The organism is Paenibacillus apiarius, from assembly GCF_017052585.1.
In the GTDB taxonomy this organism is placed as follows: Bacteria; Bacillota; Bacilli; order Paenibacillales; family Paenibacillaceae; genus Paenibacillus_B; species Paenibacillus_B apiarius.
In genome coordinates, this window is record NZ_JAFFHZ010000001.1 from 15,414 (window position 1) to 38,631 (window position 23,218).

General features: G+C 51.6%; 23 protein-coding genes. 2 read left to right on the top strand and 21 right to left on the bottom strand.

Translation table 11 applies throughout. The features are described from left to right. Nucleotides 1-359: 359 nt before the first annotated feature. The 15 genes from JSQ80_RS00085 to JSQ80_RS00155 all read right to left on the bottom strand — a co-directional run bounded on the left by JSQ80_RS00085 (nt 360) and on the right by JSQ80_RS00155 (nt 15,757). The gene (locus JSQ80_RS00085) at nt 360-800 is read right to left on the bottom strand and encodes a peptidylprolyl isomerase (RefSeq protein ID WP_087433163.1); all 441 of its coding nucleotides are present in this window, start codon (nt 798-800) and stop codon (nt 360-362) included. Nucleotides 801-958: 158 nt separating this feature from the next. Continuing rightward, entirely contained in the window at nt 959-2,290 is a 1,332-nt protein-coding gene (lysA, locus tag JSQ80_RS00090; RefSeq protein WP_087433164.1) for a diaminopimelate decarboxylase, read from the bottom strand. Between the two features lie 1,258 nt (nt 2,291-3,548). After that, nucleotides 3,549-4,856, bottom strand: coding sequence for an XRE family transcriptional regulator (locus JSQ80_RS00095; RefSeq protein ID WP_206093889.1), 1,308 nt, complete (start codon nt 4,854-4,856; stop codon nt 3,549-3,551). 165 nt (nt 4,857-5,021) lie between these two features. After that, nucleotides 5,022-6,635, bottom strand: a complete 1,614-nt coding sequence (locus JSQ80_RS00100; protein WP_087433166.1) for a spore germination protein — start codon at nt 6,633-6,635, stop codon at nt 5,022-5,024. A gap of 47 nt (nt 6,636-6,682) precedes the next feature. Then, entirely contained in the window at nt 6,683-7,129 is a 447-nt protein-coding gene (locus JSQ80_RS00105; protein ID WP_140397865.1) for a stage V sporulation protein AB, read from the bottom strand. Continuing rightward, entirely contained in the window at nt 7,113-7,754 is a 642-nt protein-coding gene (locus JSQ80_RS00110) for a stage V sporulation protein AA (protein WP_206093890.1), read from the bottom strand. The genes JSQ80_RS00105 and JSQ80_RS00110 overlap by 17 nt, the downstream gene beginning before the upstream one ends. 141 nt (nt 7,755-7,895) lie before the next feature. Continuing rightward, complete coding sequence (gene sigF, locus JSQ80_RS00115) at nt 7,896-8,651, bottom strand: RNA polymerase sporulation sigma factor SigF (protein WP_087433169.1); 756 nt, start codon at nt 8,649-8,651, stop codon at nt 7,896-7,898. A gap of 11 nt (nt 8,652-8,662) precedes the next feature. Further along, complete coding sequence (gene spoIIAB / locus JSQ80_RS00120) at nt 8,663-9,118, bottom strand: anti-sigma F factor (RefSeq protein WP_087433170.1); 456 nt, start codon at nt 9,116-9,118, stop codon at nt 8,663-8,665. Then, on the bottom strand, nt 9,115-9,468 hold the full coding sequence (gene spoIIAA / locus JSQ80_RS00125; RefSeq protein ID WP_087433171.1) for an anti-sigma F factor antagonist: 354 nt from the start codon (nt 9,466-9,468) through the stop codon (nt 9,115-9,117). Before spoIIAA ends, spoIIAB begins: the two co-directional genes overlap by 4 nt. Before the next feature lie 88 nt (nt 9,469-9,556). Continuing rightward, nucleotides 9,557-10,735: a D-alanyl-D-alanine carboxypeptidase family protein gene (locus JSQ80_RS00130; RefSeq protein WP_411829155.1), complete on the bottom strand. Its 1,179-nt coding sequence runs from the start codon at nt 10,733-10,735 to the stop codon at nt 9,557-9,559. Nucleotides 10,736-10,968: 233 nt separating this feature from the next. Beyond that, complete coding sequence (locus tag JSQ80_RS00135; RefSeq protein ID WP_206093891.1) at nt 10,969-12,297, bottom strand: pyrimidine-nucleoside phosphorylase; 1,329 nt, start codon at nt 12,295-12,297, stop codon at nt 10,969-10,971. Nucleotides 12,298-12,315: 18 nt separating this feature from the next. Further along, nucleotides 12,316-13,143: a purine-nucleoside phosphorylase gene (locus tag JSQ80_RS00140; protein ID WP_206093892.1), complete on the bottom strand. Its 828-nt coding sequence runs from the start codon at nt 13,141-13,143 to the stop codon at nt 12,316-12,318. Nucleotides 13,144-13,185: 42 nt separating this feature from the next. After that, entirely contained in the window at nt 13,186-14,376 is a 1,191-nt protein-coding gene (locus tag JSQ80_RS00145) for a phosphopentomutase (protein ID WP_206093893.1), read from the bottom strand. Nucleotides 14,377-14,499: 123 nt separating this feature from the next. Then, a complete protein-coding gene (locus JSQ80_RS00150; protein ID WP_206093894.1) occupies nt 14,500-15,420 on the bottom strand; it encodes a tyrosine recombinase in 921 nt (306 codons plus the stop codon). A 100-nt stretch (nt 15,421-15,520) separates the two neighbouring features. Next, nucleotides 15,521-15,757 carry a DUF4227 family protein gene (locus JSQ80_RS00155; protein ID WP_206093895.1) on the bottom strand — a complete coding sequence of 79 codons (237 nt, stop codon included), beginning with the start codon at nt 15,755-15,757 and terminating at the stop codon, nt 15,521-15,523. 273 nt (nt 15,758-16,030) lie between these two features. Between JSQ80_RS00155 and JSQ80_RS00160 the strand changes: the two genes are divergently transcribed. Next, nucleotides 16,031-17,443: a S8 family peptidase gene (locus tag JSQ80_RS00160; protein ID WP_206093896.1), complete on the top strand. Its 1,413-nt coding sequence runs from the start codon at nt 16,031-16,033 to the stop codon at nt 17,441-17,443. Between the two features lie 50 nt (nt 17,444-17,493). On the opposite strand, the gene fur is transcribed toward JSQ80_RS00160, so the two are convergent. From fur to JSQ80_RS00180, 4 genes are all read right to left on the bottom strand, one after another. Beyond that, nucleotides 17,494-17,982 carry a ferric iron uptake transcriptional regulator gene (gene fur / locus JSQ80_RS00165; RefSeq protein WP_087433179.1) on the bottom strand — a complete coding sequence of 163 codons (489 nt, stop codon included), beginning with the start codon at nt 17,980-17,982 and terminating at the stop codon, nt 17,494-17,496. A gap of 117 nt (nt 17,983-18,099) precedes the next feature. Beyond that, nucleotides 18,100-18,729: a stage II sporulation protein M gene (spoIIM, locus tag JSQ80_RS00170; protein ID WP_206093897.1), complete on the bottom strand. Its 630-nt coding sequence runs from the start codon at nt 18,727-18,729 to the stop codon at nt 18,100-18,102. 89 nt (nt 18,730-18,818) lie between these two features. Then, nucleotides 18,819-20,057, bottom strand: coding sequence for an endonuclease Q family protein (locus JSQ80_RS00175; RefSeq protein WP_240463422.1), 1,239 nt, complete (start codon nt 20,055-20,057; stop codon nt 18,819-18,821). Then, nucleotides 20,045-20,632 (bottom strand): NUDIX hydrolase, encoded by a 588-nt coding sequence (locus JSQ80_RS00180; RefSeq protein ID WP_206093898.1) that lies wholly within the window; start codon nt 20,630-20,632, stop codon nt 20,045-20,047. Before JSQ80_RS00180 ends, JSQ80_RS00175 begins: the two co-directional genes overlap by 13 nt. A 94-nt stretch (nt 20,633-20,726) precedes the next feature. On the opposite strand from JSQ80_RS00180, the gene JSQ80_RS00185 reads away from it, so the two are divergent. Then, on the top strand, nt 20,727-20,882 hold the full coding sequence (locus JSQ80_RS00185) for a hypothetical protein (protein ID WP_206093899.1): 156 nt from the start codon (nt 20,727-20,729) through the stop codon (nt 20,880-20,882). Nucleotides 20,883-21,023: 141 nt separating this feature from the next. On the opposite strand, the gene uxuA is transcribed toward JSQ80_RS00185, so the two are convergent. Further along, complete coding sequence (gene uxuA, locus JSQ80_RS00190; protein ID WP_206093900.1) at nt 21,024-22,094, bottom strand: mannonate dehydratase; 1,071 nt, start codon at nt 22,092-22,094, stop codon at nt 21,024-21,026. A 31-nt stretch (nt 22,095-22,125) separates the two neighbouring features. After that, on the bottom strand, nt 22,126-23,199 hold the full coding sequence (locus JSQ80_RS00195) for a Gfo/Idh/MocA family protein (protein WP_206093901.1): 1,074 nt from the start codon (nt 23,197-23,199) through the stop codon (nt 22,126-22,128). Between the last annotated feature and the right edge of the window lie 19 nt (nt 23,200-23,218).

A 23,218-nucleotide genomic window follows, 5' to 3' on the forward strand; every position in this document is an offset into this window, starting at 1 on the left:
CAATATACGATTCAAGAAATAACGTCGGTTCCACCAGGTAAAAACTTTTTTGGGACTTTCAAAGAACCCATTATTCAATGGCTATCTTGTGGCTTGAAAGAGCAATCCTATGTCAAGTGCTACCCTAGTAATACGCACTTAGTAGAGCGCGTAGCACTCCATGAAAAAATAGGGTTGATGGACGAAGAAGATTTTATCAATATCGTACATAAAATCCTTGATTCGAAAGCAATTGCGGTAGCGACAAAAAAGGTTTGAAATTTGACTTAGCCCCCATTTAGGTGGCTTTTTATTTTATATGGCAGTTTCCGCTTAAAAAAGTAAAACCCCTGCCACCGCGAGGATGACAGGGGTCAAGATTACGCTTCTTCGACTACTTTTACTTCTTTCATTTTGTCGCCTTGCTTGATGTCATCGACGACATCCATGCCTTCTTCAATTTTGCCGAATACCGTGTGCACGCCATCCAAGTGAGGGAATGCCGCATACGTAATGTAGAACTGCGACCCGCCTGTATCTTTACCGGCATGCGCCATCGCCAGAACGCCGCGCTCATGCTTGTGCGGGTTGCCTTGCGTTTCGCATTTGATCGTATAGCCGGGACCGCCTGTCCCTGTTCCCTGCGGGCAGCCGCCTTGTGCCACGAAGCCCGGGATGACGCGGTGGAACGTTAACCCATTGTAGAAACCTTCCCCTGCCAGCTTCTCAAAGTTAGCGACTGTGCCTGGCGCATCTTGGTCGTGAAGCAAAATTTTGACGACTCCGCCCTTTTCCATTTCAATGTGCGCGTATTTGCTCATATGTATGAACTCCCTTCCGTTTTCCGTTGTGTTGGAACTACCCTCACGATTATACGATAAATCAGCGTAAAAAGAAAACCACGCCACAACCGCAAACAGACCCTCAGCTCCGCTGCTCAACCATGCACAACGAAACTCAGGGTACCGTTTGGCTTGCTTTATTTCAAAACCGCTTGCTTATTCAGACGCGCTGGAACGCAATCGTTCATGACGATGTCCCGATGAGACTCACGGCGAACGACAATGTCGGCTTCGCCGTTTTGGACGAACACGACAGCGGGGCGCGGGATGCGGTTGTAGTTGCTGGCCATTGAATAATTGTACGCACCGGTGCAGGATACGGCCAACAGATCGCCTTGGTTCACTTTTGGCAAAGCAACGTCCCAAATGAGCATATCTCCGCTCTCGCAGCACTTGCCCGCGATCGATACCACTTCCGAAGCTTCCTCATTCCCCCGGTTCGCCGCCATCGCTTCATAGCGGGATTCGTACAAAGCCGGACGCGGATTGTCCGTCATGCCGCCATCTACCGCAACGTACTTGCGGACGCCAGGAATATCCTTAACGGACCCGATGGTGTACAGGGTCGTGCCCGCTTCGCCAACGATGCTGCGGCCCGGCTCTACCCAAATTTCCGGCAGTTGATTGCCGATTCCCGCAAAGCTGTTCTTCACCGCTTCCGTAATCGAGCGAACATATTCGCTTACTGCAAGCGGCGTATCCCCTTCCACATACCGTATGCCGAAGCCTCCGCCCAGATTGACGACTTGAAATACGACGCCCGCTTCCTCCTTCACTTGGCGCGCGAATTGCGCTACGCGTTCCACCGCCAGCTGAAAGCCTTCCGTTTCAAAAATTTGCGAACCGATATGCGAATGAATGCCGAGCAATTCCAAGCCTTCGGCATCCGCAGCCGCCTGCACCGCTTCGAGCGCCGTTCCGTTGCCGATGTCGAAGCCGAACTTGGAATCGATTTGCCCTGTCGAAATATACTCATGTGTATGCGCCTCTACCCCAGGCGTAACGCGGAGCAGCACGGAGACGGTCTGCTTGCGTTCTTTGGCCATGGCATTGAGCAGATGCAGCTCCGTGAAGTTGTCTACGACGAAGCAGCCGATACGGGCATCCAGCGCCATTGCGATCTCGTCCGGCGTCTTGTTGTTGCCGTGGAAATGAATGCGTTCGGCCGGGAATCCGGCTTGCAGCGCCGTGTATAACTCCCCTTCCGACACGACGTCTAGCGACAAGCCCTCGTCATCCACGAGCCGGCACATCGCCATCACACAGAACGCCTTGCTCGCAAAGGCAACCTGAAACTTCAATCCAGAGGCGCGAAACGCCTCCATATACTCCCGGCACCGCTCGCGCACGAGATGTTCATCGACTATATATAACGGTGTGCCGAATTGAGCCTTCAATTCAGACGCATCACAACCGCCGATTTCCAAATGTCCGCTGGCATTGATCTTGCTGGTTCCATGTAAGTACATCGTCTTTTCTCCCCATTCCCTAATGTATCCAATATCTACGTTCATTATATTGCATCATGAAAAATATTACATCGAGTATATCAGTTTAGATTATCGTTGCAGAATGGACTTTTTGGCTCAAGGTTTGCATTTTGTCCATTGCGTTTTCATTCATTTTACATAGTATGCTTGCACACAACACTGGACATGCACGAGCATTGAGCGTGCAGTTGCTTAATATCAAATAACATATTCATTCGATTGCGGGTTGCAACTGGGCACCTGTTATTATCTTTTGGGAATCGCGACTTTATTGGGCTCAGAGAAATTCCTCAACGCATAAAAATAGGATAAAAAAAAGCAAGAGAGGGATTTCCAAATATTCCTAAACTCAGCCGATTGCGAAACGGAGGCTTCGAAAGCGGCACCCTCTTTCCGTGGAGCGATGTAGGAGATGTGACGGTTCGGAGCGGCTTACCTAGAAGAGGAAGCTACTATGCCCTCATTCTAGCAAGTCCCTCTGGTTCCTCTTCCCTTAGTCAACGCATTACTTTAGATCGATCCCGCTCGTATCTTTTATCCATATATGTAGCAAGAACCTCCAGGCAAACAACCGGAACCTTAGTCGTTAGCTTATCCAATTCCGTGCTGCGGCCATTGATTGTTCTTTTATCCGACATTGAGCTTGTTCGATATGGTTACAAACTTCTGAATATTCCTGCCAACTCTTTGACAACCGGCAACAACATCTTAAGAATCGAATTGAATGGGGGAGGAACTACAGCGGTAAGTGTAGCACTTGATGATGTGAGAATTGCGCCAAGATAGGAACACAAAATTGTGTTTGATGAAAATCCTTCTGTACCTAAGCTGTTACTTTGCATAGTCTAAATAATCTGAATAATGGGGATAGTGAACAAAAGACTATTTCGACGACTTTTGCCTTTGCCCCCTGAGTCTCTGGGAGAGCGGGTGTAAGGGTACAGCAGAACTGTTCAGTTACACATCGATTGGCCGATACATTTTTCTCGTCAAACCTATGTAAAGAGATTTTCGAAGTCCCCCAATTTATCCTTTCTTATCAATAGAAAAAAGCCTTGGATTTTCTCCAGGGCTTTAATGTTTGACAATAGCACATAACCGATTTCTATTTTTTTATAGTGATACGTTTTCAGTCAGACAAGTGACCCAATAAAGTGGTTCAAGAGCTTTTTCACTGTACAAAATCCAATGTAAACAAGAGTCGCCAAGAATCATTCATATAAATTTTGTATTACCTTCAGGCTTTGACCGATACAATTAATCGTTGAACCTCAACAATATACGTATCCAAGAGCTGACTGAGCCTGACAACATACTCATCAGTAAGCTTTTTTCTATCATTCGCTGCTTCTAACAACTCTTGTTTTACTTTTCCTACACATTCATGTTCATTAATAATATCATTCACTTTAACATAATCAATAGCACTTTTTATATAATATGTCACACTGCTTTCGGAATCATTTTTCAAGAAAAAATAGTCCCCCTTAAGCTTGAAAAAGCGTGCCAGTTCTGACTGTCTATATGGTGTGTTGTAAGGAATGGTTGTTATTTTTTCTTCATGCTGCAGAAGCTCTTCTGCTTCCGATATATTCTCGGTCTTTAAATACAAGTCCAATAACTCATTGACGATATGCAGAAGCGATTGATCTTGACACTCGTACAAAAGCATTTGAAGGATCGATATCGCATCATCCGTGTTCCCTTTTGCCGTATATATCGTCGCCGTGAGCAATTGAACATTTTCCTTTACATGTTGGTATGAGAATTTACTATATTGCTGCAAATAGAAATTGGCCAAATCGTAATTGCCCAGTTCACAATTCGCATCACAAATGATACCAATCGAATTTGCTAGGAGCCTATCATTCGCAGGTTTGAGTTCCACCGCTTTCGCGCACAATTCCATACTTTCTTGAAATAGACGCAAATAGAAAGCATGAACACCCAGTTTATAATAAAGAAGCGCTTGCTCCTCTTTTGGCAAAAATCCGGCGAAATAAAGAACGCTTTTTCCTGATTGATAGGTACTTCTGAGCTTAGAGAAATCATCACGCTCAATCAAATATTGTTGCATCAAACCTTTCGCAACATAATGCATCATTCCATGGTCTCTCGCATAGTTGCCAATTAAGGTAAATAATAACAACTTAATGGAAGCGTTCTGAATTCCTTCTGTCGTTCTGTACAACTCCTCAACTAATTCCTCACTATCCTTATTTACGGAATGCAGGAATCTTATCGCCACCTTCACACTTAATGAAGGAGCGGATTCAACCGACGTATGGAGGATGCTTAATAATATATCCGAGCGATTCTCCATCATAGTGTACTTTTCGATGATATCATCAAAAGGGATTTGCAAAACTTTTGCCAAAGCATGTACGGTTTTAAAGTCAGGCCGTTTCACTTCTCCGTTCTCAAGTTTAGAAATCGTGCCTTTACTTAACCCCGCCAGTTCACCAAGCTGAGCAAGCGATAAATTGGCTTCATATCTGTAATTTCTAATGAGGTCGCCAAACGTTAGGGACTGCAGCGACTCCATATCCTCATCCTTCCAAACTTTCTAAGTCAGCGCAATAAATATACCATTTTATCCCTCTGTTGTAAATAACCATTAGTTCATTACAGAAAGATAATACAAGCTAATGAGCTTTGCAACAAATCAGGCTCCTGCGGGAGCCTGAACGTTGCTGATGCCATTATCCGATTAATTTGGCGTTGTATCCGGCGGCATTTTTGTACTATCCCGCGTTTTATTAAAGCTCGGACGCTGCTTCATGTAGAGAACGGGCTGGCGCACGAGGATATTGAATAGCGCATTGGCGTTAAACGGAATAAACGGCCATAGATAGGATGAGTTATACGAACGATTAACGGCCAGGTACACTACCCATATTGTTGTGCCGACGACCAACCCCGGCACTTTGAATATCGCCACCGCCACCAGCAGGAACAGGCGCACGATACGGTTCGCGAGCGACAATTCATAGCTCGGCGTGGCGAACATGCCGACAGCGGCAATGGCCATGTAGAGAATGACCTCATTGACGAATACCCCTGCTTTGACCGCGATATCCCCGACGAGAATGGCCGCCAGCAAGCCAAGCGCAATGGCAAGCGGCGAAGGCGTGTGCACTGCGGCCATCCGCATGAGGTCCACCCCGAGCTCGGCTAGCAGGAATTGAACGATTAATGGGATTTTCCCCGTTTCCATCGGACCGATAATCTGCAGCGCCGCCGGCTTCAAGCCCGGCTCGATAACAAGCAGCAGCCATAAGGGCAGCAAGAACAGTGAGGCAAAAATGCCCAGAAACCTCACGCTTCGCAAATAGGTGCCCATGAACGCCGTCTGCCGATTCTCCTCCGCATGCTGGCACAAGTCAAAAAACGTCGTCGGCAAAATAATGACGGAAGGCGACGTATCGACGAAAATAACGATGTTGCCGTCCAGCAGATGTGCGGCGACGACGTCCGGACGCTCCGAATAACGGACCAGCGGATACGGATTCCAGCCTTTATTGATAATGGCTTCTTCCAGCTGCTTATCGGCAAGCGGCAAGCCATCGATATTGACCGCTTTTATCTTTTTGCGCACCGCTTCCACTTGACGTTTATCAGCGATATCATCGATATACGCAATACAGACATCCGTCCTTGTGCGCCGCCCTACTTGCACCATTTCGTACTTCAGTCCGGGATCGCGCAGCCGTCTTCGGACCAAGGTAACGTTCGTAAGCAACGTTTCGGTAAAGCCGTCCCGCGAACCGCGGACTACTTTTTCAAGTGACGGCTCTTCCAAGCCTCGAGTCGGGAACGACTTCACATCGACCATCAGCGCTGTCGTTTCATGTTCGATGAAGAAAACGCTGCTGCCCGCCAAAACTTTGTTGATTGCTTCACTCATCGTATCTATTTTTTCGACTTGAATGTGCGGGATGTAGCACTCGAAAAATGCTTTCAACGCGTTCGAGGTGATGGATAATTTGTTCAAGAACGACAATCGCGCCAGAATCATCGTCATTACTTCATCCTTGGCGAATCCGTTGAGATAGAACAGCCCTACTCGCCGGCCGCCAAATGTCATCTCCCGGAGCAGAACATCAAAGGATTCCTCCAGGCCGACCACATTTTGCAGCGTATGTTTGATCATATCCATCTTCTTGGGGATTGCATCATCATCCTGCCAATATTTAATCGATTCTTCTACCGTATTGGATACTTCATGCTGCTTCTTCTCCACATCCTGCTGCTCGTCTTGAGGCTGGCCAGGGGGCGGCATGCCGCCTTCTGGATGGGACGGCTCCGTCACTTGCTCTGTCATCGTTCTTCCTCCTTCTGCCTTCACGCGCATTGTAGACTCTTACCAAGCTAATGAGGGTAAATAAAGCAATCAAACCATGAGCCTATAATTTTGCCGAGGACCATGGCGGTTAATAAAAACGTTAGAATACCGGACATCCCAAGGCGCTTCGCCAATATCGGGAGCACATTGAGCACTTCGGTCAAAGCAGCGGCCAGCAAACCGATGAATACACCGTCCAACAGACCTATCACCGGTGACAACCACCCGGCATAACGCAGCTTGATGCTCCATAAATCGATAACGGTGAAAAATACCGCTCCCGTAATGAGCGCAGCTTCAAACCAATGCACCCGATGAAAGGAATTCGTCAGCTGCGCAAGCCTCGGCAGCATGTCCAAGACGACGAATAAAGCCACCATGCCGCCACCTACCGCGATGCCGCCCGCCAAGCCGAGAAATGCGGCGAATATTTGGATGAATACGTTCACTAGCGCATTACTCACGCTTCTCATCCGCCTCTCGCAGCCGCTGGTATTCTTCCGTCACAATATATTGATTCAAGTTTTCCTGGTACAGATACATTTCCACTTCCAGGGGCGTCGGTTCCTCATTGAATTTTTTGCGGAAGATGTGGTTGAAAAAGATGACCATCCCCAGCCCGATTCCGATGGAATAACATGCCTGAAACCAGAAGGAACTCGCTTCTTTGCGTCCGGTAAGCATCTCTATAATCCTATGGTGGACTTGCAGCATGCTGACATCGGCATGAAAATTCATAATCGCCAGCCCGGAACCGAAGAATAAGAGCAGCCACACGATAGCAATAAAAAACGGATTCGGCCGCTTCGCCTGCTTCACAATCTCCACAAGTGTATGCGGCTGTCCGAAGCATTCGATGCCAAGAGCCGGAGCTACCGCTTTGATGGCCCTGACGATGGCCATCATGTCGACGAGGAGAATATTGCCGTCCTTAGGCTTCGGATTCAACAGCACTAGGTGCTTCAGCTTCGCCTCCCAAGCCGAATCTACGATCACTTCCGCCACGTCCCCCAGCCGGACGGGTTGTCCCGGCGGAACCTTGGACTGCTTTCTTAGTCGGATGTAGCATGTCGATGGCTTATCATCCGATATCACCATGTCCATCACTCCTTCCTCATTGTTCTTAGTATGGTTGAGTTGCGCTTCATTATGAGGAGATGGGACAGCAGGAAAGATTTGCATTCGCCGCGACAAGCGGACGCAAAAACACCGCAAGGATGATTCCTTACGGTGTTTGCATCATTGCGCGATTTGCGCCTTTATCGACTGTAATATTTTTTTCTCCAGCCTGGATACCTGCACCTGCGAGATGCCCAAGCGGCTGGCCACTTCCGACTGCGTCTGATCGCGGAAATACCGTAAATAGACGATAAGCTGTTCACGTTCGCTCAAGCCTTCGATAGCCTCATTCAGGGCGAGCTTGTCGAACCAGCGCTCCTGCGATTCGTCCGCAATTTGATCCATGAGCGTAATCGGATCGCCGTCATTTTCAAATACCGTCTCGTGAATGGAAGTCGGAGGCTTATTCGCTTCTTGGGCGAAGACGACATCCTCCGGCGACACGCCGAGTTCCGCAGCCACTTCTTTAATCGTCGGAAGACGTCCGAAGCGCTTCGACAGCTCATCCTTCGTCTTGCGCACCTTGTTCGCCATTTCCTTCAAGGAGCGGCTCACCTTTAACGTGCCGTCATCCCGCAAGAAACGCTGGATCTCGCCGATAATCATCGGGACGGCATACGTCGAGAACTTCACATCGTACGACAAATCGAATTTATCGACAGACTTAAGCAAGCCGATGCATCCGATTTGAAACAAATCATCCGGTTCGTACCCGCGGTTCATAAATCGCTGTACGACCGACCATACGAGACGAATGTTGCAGTTGACAAGCGTATCTCTTGCCACCGAATCCCCAGCTTGGCTGAGCGCAATCAGACGCTTCACTTCCGCGTCGTCCAAATAACTTTGCGACGATTGCTTCAAATCGACTTTCATGGCCTCAACCCCTAATTATAGAGCGCTTGTTTCGATTCGATCCGCTTCTTCATGCGGATGGTGGTACCAGCGCCAAGTTCGGTTGTCACTTCAAACTCATCCATAAAGTTCTCCATAATGGTAAAGCCCATGCCAGACCGTTCCATGTCCGGCTTTGACGTGAACAAAGGCTGCCGCGCCAGCTCGACGTCCTCAATGCCTTGTCCTTGGTCAGACACCGTCAACGTAATGTCTTCGCCTTCGATTGCAGCAGTAATGCTGACCATTCCAGACGGGTCATTGTCATATCCGTGAATGATGCAATTCGTTACCGCTTCGGAAATGACGGTCTTCAGATCCGTCAGCTCATCCAATGTCGGATCCAGCTGCGACACGAATGCCGCAACGGCTACGCGGGCGAATGCCTCATTCTCGGAACGACTGGAAAACTGCAACGACATGACGTTAGCTCCGCTTTGTCCGTTCATGATACGACCTCCAGACCGTTGAGCGCTAAATGCTCGTTATCGTAGACATTCATAATTTTGAACAAGCCCGACAATTCAAATAATCGGCGCACGGCCGGATTCATCTCGCAGACCGCCATTTTTCCGCCTTTGCCTTTAATTTGCTTGTACCTTCCCAGAATAACGCCGAGGCCAGAGCTGTCCATAAACGTCAACTCGCTAAGGCTTAGCACCACATGGTTCACTTGTCCGCGTTGAATCACCTCATCGAGCTGAAAGCGCACGATCTCGGCTGTATGGTGATCCAGTTCCCCCCTCAATCGGGTGATTAACACATTACGCCGATGTTCCAATTCCACCTGCAAATTCATGCGTATCACTCTCCTCCCACGATGCCGAAACATTCGTCATAGAGAATCCCAATTCCTGCTAGGCGACAAAACTAGAAGCACCGCGTCTTTATTTGACAAAAAACAACTTGCCGCAGGTCCGTTTAAACAATGTCCACCAGCCGGCTTTCGCTACGCCTTGCGTCGCTTCGACAGGAAATTCCCGAATCATTTTATCCCCTTGATACACCAAGATGCGTCCAATCGGCTGACCGGCTTCAATCGGCGCCTTCACCGATTTCGGAGCGTCCAGCTCGAAGCGGATATCTTGCTTGGCATCGCCCTTTTTCAGCAATATGGTGTATGGCCGCTGCGCTTTGATTTCCAGATTCTCGACCATCCCTTTTTCCACGCGCACGTCACCGATGCGTTCCCCGGCCTTCAATAAAGGAACATTCGTATATTGAGCGAATGCATAGTCGAACATTTGTGACACTTCCGCATTTCGGGTCTTCGTATTCGGTTCACCCAACACGACCGCAATGACACGCATATTTTCACGCTTAGCCGTTGCCGACAGGCAGTATTTCGCTTCCGATGTATAGCCCGTCTTCAATCCGTCCGCCCCTTGATAGAATCGCACGAGCTTGTTCGTATTGACGAGCCAGAACTTCTTGCTCGTATTTTGGCGTAAATAATCTTCATACGCGCCGGTATATTTCGTCACGTTCGGATATTGCATCAATGCCCGAGACATTAATGCGATATCATAGGCTGACGTATAATGATTTTCAGCAGGAAGACCGTTGCAGTTCTCAAAATGAGTATTCTTCATGCCAAGCTCTTTCGCTCTGTCGTTCATCATCTGAACAAATTCCTTTTCCGAACCGGCAATCTTCTCCGCCATCGCGACTGATGCGTCATTGCCCGATGCCATGGCAATGCCCTTCATCATCTCTTCCACCGTCATTTCTTCCCCGGGCTCCAGAAAAATCTGCGAACCGCCCATTGATGCCGCATATTCACTGGTCGACACTTTATCCGTCATCTTCAGCTTTCCTTCACTGACGGCTTCCATGACGAGCAGCATCGTCATTATCTTCGTAATGCTAGCCGGAGGAAGCTTGTCATGACTGTTTTTCTGAAAAATAATCGTTCCCGTGTCCGCCTCCATCAACACCGCAGAACGAGCATTCTCCGCCAATTGCACTTCCGCCGCATTCGAGGAGGATGTCGCTTGGCTGGACGGTTCCGCGTTTGTCCACGGCGGCAAATCTGCTTGTAGCGCAGCGGAGCTGGACGGTAATATAACGGCGCTTGCCAACACGACGCACACACTAGCATGTAGCCACTTGTTCAAAGAATGTCCCCTCCTAAAGAGATGTGCACAACCTTAATGGCAAACTAAATCTAAGCTGGATGTGCCTTATATCCATTCTTGTCCGAACGCAAGCAAAATATTCCACATCGCCAACGGATAGGCATAAAAAAAGTTCCTACCGAAGAGAGTCTTCGATAGAAACCGATAAGTGTATGTTTATATTATACAAAGCGTTGAACGCCGTCTTTGGTCACAACCGCATATACGAGCGGCTTTGCGGCGACTTCTTGCGATGTAATCTCGTAGGCCTTCAGAACCCGTTCCTTGGCTTCTTCCAGCCGCCCTTTATCATTCACGTGCAAAATGGCAAGGACGTCGCCAACCCGTACCGCTTCGCCGACTTTCTTGCGCAAATCGATGCCGACGGCCAAGTCGATGACCGAATCTTTGGTCTCCCGGCCTGCGCCAAGCAGCATGGCGGCGATCCCGATGTGCTCCGCCTGAATGGCGGCCACGGTGCCGTCCGTCTGCGCTGCGACCTCGATCAGGTCACCGGCGTGCGGCAGGCGGCTCGGGTCGTCGATCATCGAGACATCGCCCCCTTGGGCCGCTACTAGCTGCTTCAGCTTCTGCAGCGCGGAGCCGTCCTGCAAATGCTGCTCCAGCTGCCGGCGGGCATCCGCTTCGTCCTGCGCCTTGCCGCCCAACACCAGCATATGCGCGCCCAAGATGAGACACAGCTCGTGCAAGTCCGCCGGCCCCTGTCCGCGCAGCGTCATAATCGCTTCCTCCACTTCAAGGGAGTTCCCAATCAGATGGCCGAGCGGCTGGTCCATATCCGAGATGACCGCAATCGCGTGGCGGCCGACTTCCGTTCCGATATCGACCATCGCTTGCGCCAAGGCAATCGAATCGTCCAGCGTCTTCATGAACGCGCCGCTGCCCGTCTTGACGTCAAGCACAATCGCATCCGCGCCGGCCGCAATCTTCTTGCTCATGACGGAGCTGGCGATAAGCGGAATCGATTCGACCGTGGCGGTGACATCCCGAAGCCCGTACAGCTTTTTATCAGCCGGGGTAATATTCCCGCTCTGACCGATAAGCGAGACTCCGATATCATTCACTTGCGCGAAGAATTGGCTTCGCTCCAGCTCCACTTGATAGCCGGCGATCGCCTCCAGCTTATCGATCGTTCCGCCCGTATGCCCCAGCCCGCGGCCCGACATCTTGGCGACAGGGACACCTGCCGCTGCGACGAGCGGAGCCAGCACGAGCGTCGTCTTATCGCCTACGCCCCCGGTGGAATGCTTATCCACTTTAATGCCTTGGATCGGGCTCAGATCGATTTGATCGCCGGACTTCGCCATTTCAAGCGTCAAGCTAGCCGTTTCACGCGCATTCATGCCCTTAAAGTAAATGGCCATTGCCCATGCGGCAATTTGATAGTCCGGCACTTTGCCGTTGCTGTAACCTTGGATAAGGAATTGGATTTCATCAGGGGTCAGCTCTTGTCCGTCACGTTTTTTCTGAATGATGTCTACCGCTCGCAAAAAACAACCTCCTCGACATTACATTTTCGGAATGATGGCCAAAACAAGCTTCAAAAACGTCTCTTTCACCCGCTCCGCCGTCTCCATTACTTCAGCGTGAGAGAGCGGCTGATCCAATATGCCGGCAGCCATGTTGCTGATGCAGGAAATGCCGAGCACTTCCATTCCGGCATGCTGGGCCACGATTACTTCGGACACGGTGGACATGCCGACGGCGTCGCCGCCCAAGGTGCGGAACATGCGGATTTCTGCCGGTGTTTCATAGTTTGGACCTAACAGACCGACATATACGCCTTCGCGCAGTGAGCATTGCTGCTCGCCTGCAACCTCCTTCGCCAATTGGCGCAGACGGGGGCTATACGCGGCGGACATATCCGGGAAGCGCACCCCCAAACGATTATCATTAGGTCCGATTAACGGATTGCGCCCGGTCATGTTCAAATGGTCTTGAATCAGCATCAAATCTCCCGCTTGATAGGTCGTGTTAATTCCCCCGGCCGCGTTGGTCACCAGCAGCTTCTCCACGCCAATCGCCTTCATCACACGCACAGGAAACGCCGTCAGTTCCGGCCCGTAGCCTTCATACATATGGAAACGGCCCTTCATCATGACAACCGTCCGGCCTTCAATCTGGCCAATGAGCAATTCCCCCGCATGCCCCTCAACCGTCGATTGCGGAAAGTGCGGAATGTCCTGATAAGGAATCGTAACCGGATTCTCGACCAAGTCGGCTAAAATGCCTAGCCCCGATCCGAGAATAAGTCCAATGTCTGGCGCAGCGCCGATGCGCGTCTTAATGTACGCTGCGGCGTCTTGAATGTGGTCATGCGTTACTGCGTGGCTCATGAAAGATTCCCCCAATAATAAAATGATGCCGAACGACGCCTTTTACAGCAGTTCGGATAAGAAGCTGGTGCCGACCTGCGGCTGGCCGGCTTGGAAATTATCAGCGATCGTAGCCCCCAAATCGGCATAAGTCGACCGGATGCCAAGCGCTCGCCCCGCCGGAATCGCTGGGCTGTATAGGAGAAGCGGGACATATTCGCGCGTATGATCGGTGCCGCTATGAGTCGGATCATTTCCATGATCGGCCGTGATAACCAGCAGATCATTGGGACCGATTCGTTCCATCATAGCCGGCAACGCCTCGTCGAATTGCTCCAACGCCTGCGCATACCCTTCCGCATCGCGGCGATGACCGTACATCGAATCAAAATCAACCAAATTCGTGAACAGCAAGCCGTTGAAGGATTGACCGAGAAGATCGGTCGTTGTAGCGATGCCGTGCGCATTGCTCTTCGTCGGGTAGGATGCCGAAATGCCTTCCCCCGAAAAAATATCATTGATTTTACCGACCGATATAACATCCTTCCCCGCCTGTTGAAGCAAGTTCAACACCGTATCCTCCGGCGGCTTGACGGCATAGTCATGACGATTCGGCGTACGGGCGAATTGACCGGGCTGACCAGCATAAGGGCGCGCAATGACACGACCTACCGTATGCGGCTCCTGCAGCGTCAGCCGCCGCGCAATCTCGCAGGCCCGATATAATTCTTCCAGCGGAATGATATCCTCATGCGCCGCAATCTGGAACACGCTATCGGCAGACGTGTAGACGATCCAAGCGCCCGTCTTCATTTGCTCTTCGCCGTATTCCTCGATGATCTCCGTTCCGGAAGCAGGCTTGTTCGCCAGCACCTTGCGCCCTGTTTCCCGTTCGAACGCGGAAATCAGTTCGGCCGGGAATCCATCCGGGTACGTGTTGAATGGCGTCGTAATGCGCAGGCCCATCAGCTCCCAATGGCCGGTCATCGTATCCTTGCCTACCGAAATCTCCGCCATCTTCCCATAGATTGCTTGCGGCTTGTCAACCGGCTTCAATGCGCCCAGATCGGCGATGTTGCCAAGGCCGAGCTGCTGCAGATGCGGCAGCTTAATGTGAGGCACCCGTTCAATAATATGACCGAGCGTATGCGTGCCTCTATCCCCGAATTGCTCCGCGTCCGGCAGCTCGCCAATGCCTACGCTGTCCAAAACGATTACGGCAATGCGATCGAACGCTTTTTTGCTTGTATTCATGCCAATCACTCCTTTTTATCCTTCATCTTAGCTTGTGTTAAGGAGAAATGGACCATACTCCGTTCCAGAGGTTGTGCAAACAGCCCTCTTTGGATCACGAAGCATCCAACGCGCTTCCTGCTGCTATTTCTTCGCCCGCGGATGGGCCAGCGTGTAAACATCCTTCATGCTGCTCTTCTTCATATGCTCGACATAGCGCTGTGTCGTGGCAAGTTCCGAATGTCCCAGCATCTCCTGTACGGAACGCACATCCGCCCCATTCGACAGAAGATGGACCGCAAACGAATGGCGCAATGTATGAGGCGTAATCGGAAACGGCAGCTCCAGCTTGTCCGCATACTTCTTAATCATCTTCCAGAAGCCCTGTCTGGACATGCGCTGTCCGCGAACATTCAGGAACAGGGCCGGCTCGATGTTCCCGGAAGCCGGGCCAGTGCCTATCATTTCCGGACGCGCCTTCTCCAAGTACAGCTGGATCGCCTCGCCTGCGACTTGTCCTAAGGGGATGACGCGCTCCTTCCCGGATGAGACGCACCGCAAGAAGCCAAGCTTCGGCTGAACGTCGTCAACATCGAGCGCCATGAGCTCGGATACGCGCACGCCGGTCGCATACAGCGTCTCCAGCATGGCCCTGTCGCGCAGCCCTTGCTGAGATTCACCGTCCGGCATCGCTAGCAGCCGTTCCGTCTCTTCCAGCGACAATATATGAGGGCTCTTCGCTTCCGCCTTCGGACGTTCGATATGAAGGGTCGGATCCTGGCTCATCATCCCTTCGATCATGAAAAAATGAAAAAAAGAGCGCAACGAGGCAGCGATGCGCGAAATGCTGGAAGCGGCCCGACCGTCACGCTTAAGTTGATACACATATTGATTGACATGATAAGAACGCACGTCTGCCACGGATTGAATCTCTTCCTGTGCAATGGCGTTCAAAAAGGCCGATATATCTCTTATGTACGCTTCCAGCGTATGCGGAGAGAGGCGGCGCTCCAGCTCCAAATGCTGCTTGTAGCTTTCCAGCTGCTGTATGATTGTGCTTCTCATCGTTAAACTCCTTACTCCAAACACTCTCTCTTATATTCCACACATCATCGTCAAATTCCTGCTGTCTTGTCTCATTCCATCGACTTCGCACGTCATTCTCCTACTCGCCGAGCCAGTAAAATAACCGCAGCCGATCCGTAAACGTTGCAGGCTCCAAGTTCGCATTCTCGTCGGCTTGAAATACTTTGACCGCTTTCCCATGCGGCTCGCGATACTTATCGACCGGCGATATCCATTCAGTCACTGTGCCGAATAAATGAGCCATCGCGTACGTCAGAAGCAGAAACAACGCGATGAACTTCAAGCGTTCCAGCAGCTTGCGCACAGGCACAATCACCGGGATCACCTCCTCGCCTCATGTTTGTCCCGCTAAAGCTAACGTATGAGAAGAGCAGGCGCGATATGCCGAGCGTCTTATTGAAAAGCACCCTGGTCACCATGTTAATTATATGATAATGCTGCCATTTCAGAAACAATGGACGAACGATTCAGGTTTGCATTCACCGTTACACGAATGTCCACATACGATAAATTATAGATCTGCAGGCGGTGTCAAACGCGCTGGTACAGCCAGTTATCGATTCTTTTTGAAGTGGAGGGCATGAATGTCATGCGCACATTAACCCGCATGTTAAAGGCGGTCGTACACGGACACCCTACTCGAAAGACCGCTCGCAAGATGATTATCCTGAAAGACCGCAAAAGCTATGCTGCCTGTGTGAAGCAGCTTAAAAAACAAGGAATCGTCCCCTTGAAGCAGATAGAGTCCGCCCGGATGCTCTGCTGTCATTTAGAGCGCCACAAAAATCTGCAGCAGATTATGAAGCATCCCAGCATACGCCGTATCGAAAATGATGCGCGCGTCCGCGCTCATGCCATTAATACGACGCAAAGCGCAAAGCGCACAAAGCGCAGCTCGTCATCTTCCTCTAGATTGCGTTTAAAGAAGCGCAGCCATTCGGCCCCGCACACCGTAACCCCGCAAATTCCTTGGGGCATCAAGCGCATACACGCTCCCCGCGTATGGCCGAAGACAAAAGGAAAAGGCATCAAAGTGGCAATAGTCGATACAGGAATTTCAACCCATCCGGATTTGAATATAGCCGGAGGAATCAATACGATTCGAAGAGGAACGCCATATCAGGATGATAACGGGCACGGCACTCATGTGGCGGGAACGGTAGCTGCAACCGGGACAGGAAATATGCTGTACGGGGCTGCTCCGCAAGTGGAACTGTACGCGGTGAAGGCGCTGGATGAGAATGGCGACGGGTATGTGTCGGATATTGTAGAAGGCTTGGAATGGTGCATGAAAAATAAAATGGATGTCATCAATTTGAGTTTGGGATTAAGCGGTCCGAGCGAACTTCTGCGTTCTACCGTACGAAGAGCGTATCGCAAAGGCATCGTGCTTGTCGCGTCGGCCGGAAATGAAGGCGGCGATGCGGATATGATTGACGATCCAGCCAGTTATCCGGAGACGATCGCGGTAACGGCAACCGACAAAAACAATCAAATTGCTGTTTTCAGCAGCCGCGGCAAAGGCATTGATGTAGCTGCGCCAGGAGAAGATATCGTGTCAACGAACAATATGAACGGTTTTTCAAAGGATTCAGGCACTTCCATGGCCGCGCCGCACGTTACCGGTTCCGTCGCCCTTATGCTCGCGAGCAATTCCGAGTTGACGCCGCAGGAAGTAAAGTCCGCTCTGATGGACACAGCGAGCGAGCTCAAGGGATTCTCCGAGCGTTCGCAAGGCGCAGGCCTCATTCGTGCAGATAAAGCGACGGCATACGTTAGGAATCAGGTGGAGTCGCCAGCTCCATTAACAGCCGCTTCTGCAGTGAACGGTTCAATCCCTAAAGTATGGACTCGCCGCACGGCAAAGAGTGGCTCCCCTAGGCACAAGCCTAACAAACCGGAAGCCCAAGCCTCGTCAAAGCGCCGGCGCGCCAAGCGTACAAGAGCGGCCGCGCAACCAGCGTTCAAGCTGCACAACGTAGTAAAGCCTCGGCGCCGTTAGCGCTGAGGCTTCTCTTCATTTCATTCATTTAAATTGCATCGTCATAAGCATTACGCGTCCGCTTTATCGTCCTGTTGGGCTTGCTGTTCTCGTACACGTTCCTTTTCGCGGCAATGCTTGCAAATTCCTTGAAAGTCCAAACGGTGATCAATTACCGTAAAATGAAATTCCTGTTCCAAGCGTTCTTCCAATGGCCCGAGCCAGTCTTCCTGTATTTCCTGCATGGACCCACATTGGACACAAATGAGATGGTGATGGTGATGCTTGTTGCTGTCTCCGCGCAAATCATATCTAGCTACGCCATCGCCAAAATTCAATTTCTCCACAACGTGCAACTCATTCAACAATTCCAATGTACGGTAAACGGTGGCAAGACCGATTTCTGGCGCTTTTTCTTTCACGAGCATGAAGACATCTTCCGCACTAAGATGATCCTCTTCATTCTCGAGCAGGACGCGAACGGTTGCCTCGCGCTGCGGTGTCAGCTTGTACCCTTGGGATTGCAGTTGTTGTTTAATCTTCTCAATCCGCGCTTCCATGGTCTCCCCCCTTGCCCGCCAAGCCACATTATTCACTTCTATTATTATAGGGGGAGAATGCAAGCAGTGTCAAATCATTTGCACGGAGGCAAGTTCCATCCTTCATTCTGCATTGGTTTACCCGATAAGAAAGGGCGCAGCCCATTTCATTAAACCGGGCGATATCCAAGTTACGACAGCGGCTACAGCCCCCATCCCAAGCGCTGCAGACGCTTGCAACGCACAGAATCGGCCGATCGGTTCCCGCAGCGACTGCAGCTTGGGCATGAAAAGCCTGTGCTTCAATACGTGCATGGCGAATGCCATCGATGCGACGCTTGCAATCATGATTAGCGGAATGGCGATCATGTTGTGCGGAGCTACCGACACCAGAGCGAACAGGGCGCCTTTCCATGCATATTGTCCGACCAGCGTTCCGACCGTGAAACCGACGAATACGCCTTTAGCGAACACGAGCGCCAATACGATCGGAAATCCTACGATGGAGATGCCGAGCAGCGCGATGACGGCGATCCACTTCAAATAGAACAATGCCGAATCAAGAAAAACTTCCCCGCCATTCGCCAAAGCTCCGTCCTGATCGATTGTCGTGAAAAAATGTCCGATATGGCTTCCGATATCCTGCTGCTGCTCCAATGTCAACGCATTGACCAGCAGAGCACCGAACACGACGCCGACAAGAAACAGGACCGATACGAAAATATAAAGGTGAAGTTGCGCGCGCAATGAATGAGCTAATGGCTTCATAGGGGATGACTCCTTTCACAAGCAGCTTGCGAATCCTCCAGTCGATCCACTCTATGCGGCAGCCCGTCCATTTATGATAACGGCGCGGCTTACGCATCGATCACTTTGCCATACGTGCCGCCGCCACCGGTTTGCAGCGCCAACTGCCCGCTGCGGGCCTTTACGATCAGTCCGGCCGTCTTTCCGCCTACTGTTTCCTCCAATTCCGCTGCCGTCGCTTGGTGGAGAATGGCCATCTCCGTGCCGAACCGCTCCAGCAGCTTCGCCAGCGACTTCGGACCTATCCCTGGAATGAACTCCAACGGCACCTGCATAACGTAAGGAGGTCGATGCGGGGGCACGAGAGACTGTTTCCGATCTCCAATGTGCTGAATCCGGTCCCACACGCCCTGCACGAATCGGGTGCTGCCGCAAGACGCGCATGCCAGCTTCGGTTCCAGCGGCTTATCGCCAATCATCTGACCGCAGTTGGCGCATGAGGTGCGGTGATATTTGCCTAGCCGGGGATTAAGGCCATAGTTGGCTAGAATACCGCGTCCAGCTTGGCAGCGCAGCGCCAGCGCCCATTCCTTGAAGGTTGGCGCAGCCAAGGTCAGCGCATTGTATTCCCGCGCGATTTTGCTTAAGGAATGCGCATCCGAATTCGTCAGCAGCGTGAAGCGATCCAGCTCCGAAATGCAGCCTGCCATGTCCGTATCCGCACTTAGGCCCAGCTCGACCGCATCGATCAATTCCAAATCCAGCACATCCGACATCCGATCGGTGCAATTGCCGTAAACACTCTTATAAGGGGTGAATACATGCGCTGGAATGAAAATGCCGCCATGAGCCGCCGTCTGCTCCTGCAATGTGCGCCCGGATACGTATACCCGCTGCGAAGACAGGTTCATATTGGTCACATAAGGCGACAGCCATTTGGAAAAGTGCCGCATGGCGCTGAAACTCGGCATGAAGCACAGGACATGGGCCATTCCGTATCCTTCCTCCCGAATCTCCAATTCGGTACCGAGAAGCAGCGTCGTGCCTTTGTATGCAATTCCTCCGTCCGCCAGTTCCTCCATTTCGCCCCGATCGAGCAGATCGGCAATATCGTCTTGCACCCCGGGCGCGTGAGCGTCAATAATGCCGATAAGCTGAAGTCCTTTGCGTTCCGCCGCCTCCTTGGCAATCGCTTCGAAGGTCAGGCTGCGGCTGGCGCTTATTTTGACCGGCTGGTTGCGTGAAGTGCTGCCGATGTGAATATGGAAGTCCCCGTACATGGTCACGAGCGGTGACGGCTCATGAAGTTCATGCAACGCTCTATCCTTCATCGGTTTCACTTCGGCCATTGTCCTGTTAGCTCGCGCAGATGCCACGCGTAGATGGCATTGATAGTCTTCGCGTCGCTTATGCTCCCTTCACGCATCGCCGCATACGCTTCTTCTAGCGTCATGGCGCCCACTTCAAGAAATTCGTCCTCGTCTGTATGGGCTTCGCCGGGTACCAGCTCTTCCGCGGCATAGAGATGAATGATCTCATCCGCGAAGCCTGGGGACGTATAGAACGATCCGAGCGGAATGAGCGCCTGTGCCCGGAAGCCCGTCTCTTCCTCGAGTTCGCGGCGTGCTGCCGCTTCAGGCAGTTCTCCCGGATCGAGCTTCCCTGCAGGTATCTCTACCTGACTGCGGCCCATTGGCTTGCGGTATTGCTCAACAACCAGCATGCGGTTATCCTTCAGCGCCAATACCGCAACGGCACCTGGATGACGCACGATTTCACGGGTTGCCGTCGACCCATCGGGCAGGCTAACGGTATCCACCTGCAGCGAAATGATGTTCCCGTCAAATATCTTTTTTGTTTCCAGCGTAACTTCCTCGAATTTCTGGCCATTCGGCTGCTTGCTTTCTTTCTTCGAGCCCGTCATTAGTCAGCCACTCCTTTTTATACATAAATCCGTTCTTCGGAACATACCCATTATACCAAAACGGCTTGTCCGATATGAAATGAGGAACGGCAACATGAAACAATATGTTTCCAAGCATGATTTATTGTTTGTGGGAAAAGGCTATGAAATTACTGCGGAGCTGCGACGGTTGCTAATACGAGACGGCCAGTCTTCCCTCCTTTCTCATACATTGCAGAAGCAAGCGGCACGCGTTGACAAGAAAAAGTAACAGCTCCTCCTCTGTGAAAACGTCTGTGAAAATGTCACTTTAACCGGGCTATGAAAATGCCGCTTGTTTGAATGGAGACCAAAAAAAGCTTGGGCAGGGAGCGTCCATGATAGGGCTTCTCTCTGTCCAAGCTCAACATGCTTATCGTGAGGAAACAGCCGCTTCCAGCTTGCGGGATTTCGTGATCGCTTCCCACAATCCGTTCAAATAGACGGCGCCAAGAGCGCGATCATACAGTCCATAGCCCGGACGCCCGGTCTCCCCCCAGATCATCCGGCCGTGATCGGAACGAAGCGGGCCCTCATAGCGGATATCGGCGAGCGCGCACATGACCTCGGCCATGTCTACCGAGCCTTCTTCCGACAAATGCGCCGTCTCCATGAAGGAATGATGCCCCGTTACTTTCACATTGCGCGCATGCACGAAGTGAATCCGGCCCTCGCTGCCCATTCTGCGAATCATGCCCGGCAGATCGTTATCCGGATCGGAACCAAGCGAACCCGTGCAGAAGCAAATCCCGTGTGAAGGACCATTATGCAATGCCAGATAACGTTCGAACTGCGCTTCCGTCCCGAGAATGCGCGGCAGTCCGAATATCGGCCATGGCGGATCGTCCGGGTGCACGGCCATCCTTATCCCAAGCTCATCGGCAAGCGGCATAATCTCGCCAACGAAGTACGCGATGTTGGCCCAGTAATCCTCTTCATTCAACTCATGATACTGCGCAAACAGCTGTTCCAGCTCGCCATCCTTGTAGCTCGTATCCCACCCCGGAAGACGCAGCTTGCCGGTTGCCGGATCCATTTGCGTCACGACCTCATCTTCATATATGAGCGTGGTCGAGCCGTCAGCCAGCGGGAAATCGAGCCGGGAACGCGTCCAATCGAACACCGGCATCACATTATAGCATACGATCCCGACTCCAGCCTGCGCGAGATTCCGTAACGTTTCCTTGTAATTGTCAATATAGCGTTCCCGCGTCGGCAGCCCCAGCTTAATATGTTCATGCACCGGCACGCTCTCGATTACGCTCAGCTTCAATCCGTGTCCTTCAATGGTATGCTTCAGTTCTGTGATGCGTTCGAGGCTCCACGCTTCTCCTACAGGAACATCGTAAATAGCCGTTACGATGCCCTTCATGCCAGGAATTTGCCGGACATATTCCAGCTTGACAGGGTCCTCTTCCCCATACCAGCGAAACGTTAATTCCATAAGTGCCCCAACCTCCCGGAAAATGAAGTCATTATTCGACACGCACCGCTTGGGCTTGAGCGATCAATGCGCATTCGGCGGCCTTAAAAGCATGCTGCTGCGTCATCGCGCGTTCCGTTCGTTCCAAGCAGTCCAGAATGAGCTGGCCGAAGAACGGGAATCCGACCTTCCCTGCGGTCTGTATATAATATTCGCCTTCATGGTTCACCATGTAGACATGGTCGGTCGTATTGGAGCGGGCAATATCAATATATTTGCGCAGTTCGATATAACCCTCCGTCCCTAAAATAATCGTGCGGCCGTCCCCCCACGTTCCTAGCCCGTCTGGCGTAAACCAATCCACGCGGAAATAGTTGGTCGCCCCGTTGTCCCCCACGAGCGTCGCGTCCCCGAAGTCTTCCAGCTCCGGATACCGCTTGTTGGCATAGTTCGCCACTTTGCTGTGCAGGACACGGGCATCCCGGCATCCCGCGAAGTGCAAAAATTGTTCGACCTGATGACTGCCGATGTCGCATAGAATGCCGCCATATTTCTCTCTGTCGAAAAACCATCCCGGGCGCGATGGCGCGTTCAACCGATGCGGGCCGGTGCCCATCACTTGAATGACGCGGCCGATTGCTCCTTCCTCAATCAATTGTCCGGCATATACGGCACTTTCCACATGCAGCCGCTCACTGTAATACACCATATACTTTTGCGCCGTGCGCTTTACCTTCTGCCTCGCCGAATCCAATTGCTCCAGCGTGGTGAACGGAGTCTTGTCGGTAAAATAATCCTTGCCGTGATCCATCGCCCGCAGCCCCAAGGCGCAGCGCTCGGATGGAACCGCGGCGGCGGCAACGAGCTTCACCTCGCTGTCCTCCAGTATTTCGGCCTCGGAGCGGGCCGGACGGACGGAAGGATAGGTATTGACGAATGCCTCCACCTTGGCCGGGTCCGGGTCGTACACCCACTTTAGCGTTCCGCCCGCCTCGATAAGTCCGTTGCACATCCCGTATATATGCCCGTGTTCCAGTGCCATCGCTGCAAATACGAATTGTCCGGCTTCACATACCGGATTCGGCTTGCCTTGCGGAGCATAGCGCATTCCGTCTTGTCGGTTCATTTAGGTTGGCCTCCATCCA

What these genes read in the sequence shown, in the direction of transcription:
- JSQ80_RS00085 (WP_087433163.1), bottom strand. Translation starts at nt 800, where the DNA reads ATGAGCAAATACGCGCACATTGAAATGGAAAAGGGCGGAGTCGTCAAA.
- lysA (WP_087433164.1), bottom strand. Translation starts at nt 2,290, where the DNA reads ATGTACTTACATGGAACCAGCAAGATCAATGCCAGCGGACATTTGGAA.
- JSQ80_RS00095 (WP_206093889.1), bottom strand. Translation starts at nt 4,856, where the DNA reads ATGGAGTCGCTGCAGTCCCTAACGTTTGGCGACCTCATTAGAAATTAC.
- JSQ80_RS00100 (WP_087433166.1), bottom strand. Translation starts at nt 6,635, where the DNA reads ATGACAGAGCAAGTGACGGAGCCGTCCCATCCAGAAGGCGGCATGCCG.
- JSQ80_RS00105 (WP_140397865.1), bottom strand. Translation starts at nt 7,129, where the DNA reads ATGAGAAGCGTGAGTAATGCGCTAGTGAACGTATTCATCCAAATATTC.
- JSQ80_RS00110 (WP_206093890.1), bottom strand. Translation starts at nt 7,754, where the DNA reads ATGGTGATATCGGATGATAAGCCATCGACATGCTACATCCGACTAAGA.
- sigF (WP_087433169.1), bottom strand. Translation starts at nt 8,651, where the DNA reads ATGAAAGTCGATTTGAAGCAATCGTCGCAAAGTTATTTGGACGACGCG.
- spoIIAB (WP_087433170.1), bottom strand. Translation starts at nt 9,118, where the DNA reads ATGAACGGACAAAGCGGAGCTAACGTCATGTCGTTGCAGTTTTCCAGT.
- spoIIAA (WP_087433171.1), bottom strand. Translation starts at nt 9,468, where the DNA reads ATGAATTTGCAGGTGGAATTGGAACATCGGCGTAATGTGTTAATCACC.
- JSQ80_RS00140 (WP_206093892.1), bottom strand. Translation starts at nt 13,143, where the DNA reads ATGAGCCACGCAGTAACGCATGACCACATTCAAGACGCCGCAGCGTAC.
- JSQ80_RS00145 (WP_206093893.1), bottom strand. Translation starts at nt 14,376, where the DNA reads ATGAATACAAGCAAAAAAGCGTTCGATCGCATTGCCGTAATCGTTTTG.
- JSQ80_RS00150 (WP_206093894.1), bottom strand. Translation starts at nt 15,420, where the DNA reads ATGAGAAGCACAATCATACAGCAGCTGGAAAGCTACAAGCAGCATTTG.
- JSQ80_RS00160 (WP_206093896.1), top strand. Translation starts at nt 16,031, where the DNA reads ATGCGCACATTAACCCGCATGTTAAAGGCGGTCGTACACGGACACCCT.
- fur (WP_087433179.1), bottom strand. Translation starts at nt 17,982, where the DNA reads ATGGAAGCGCGGATTGAGAAGATTAAACAACAACTGCAATCCCAAGGG.
- spoIIM (WP_206093897.1), bottom strand. Translation starts at nt 18,729, where the DNA reads ATGAAGCCATTAGCTCATTCATTGCGCGCGCAACTTCACCTTTATATT.
- JSQ80_RS00175 (WP_240463422.1), bottom strand. Translation starts at nt 20,057, where the DNA reads ATGGCCGAAGTGAAACCGATGAAGGATAGAGCGTTGCATGAACTTCAT.
- JSQ80_RS00180 (WP_206093898.1), bottom strand. Translation starts at nt 20,632, where the DNA reads ATGACGGGCTCGAAGAAAGAAAGCAAGCAGCCGAATGGCCAGAAATTC.
- JSQ80_RS00185 (WP_206093899.1), top strand. Translation starts at nt 20,727, where the DNA reads ATGAAACAATATGTTTCCAAGCATGATTTATTGTTTGTGGGAAAAGGC.
- uxuA (WP_206093900.1), bottom strand. Translation starts at nt 22,094, where the DNA reads ATGGAATTAACGTTTCGCTGGTATGGGGAAGAGGACCCTGTCAAGCTG.
- JSQ80_RS00195 (WP_206093901.1), bottom strand. Translation starts at nt 23,199, where the DNA reads ATGAACCGACAAGACGGAATGCGCTATGCTCCGCAAGGCAAGCCGAAT.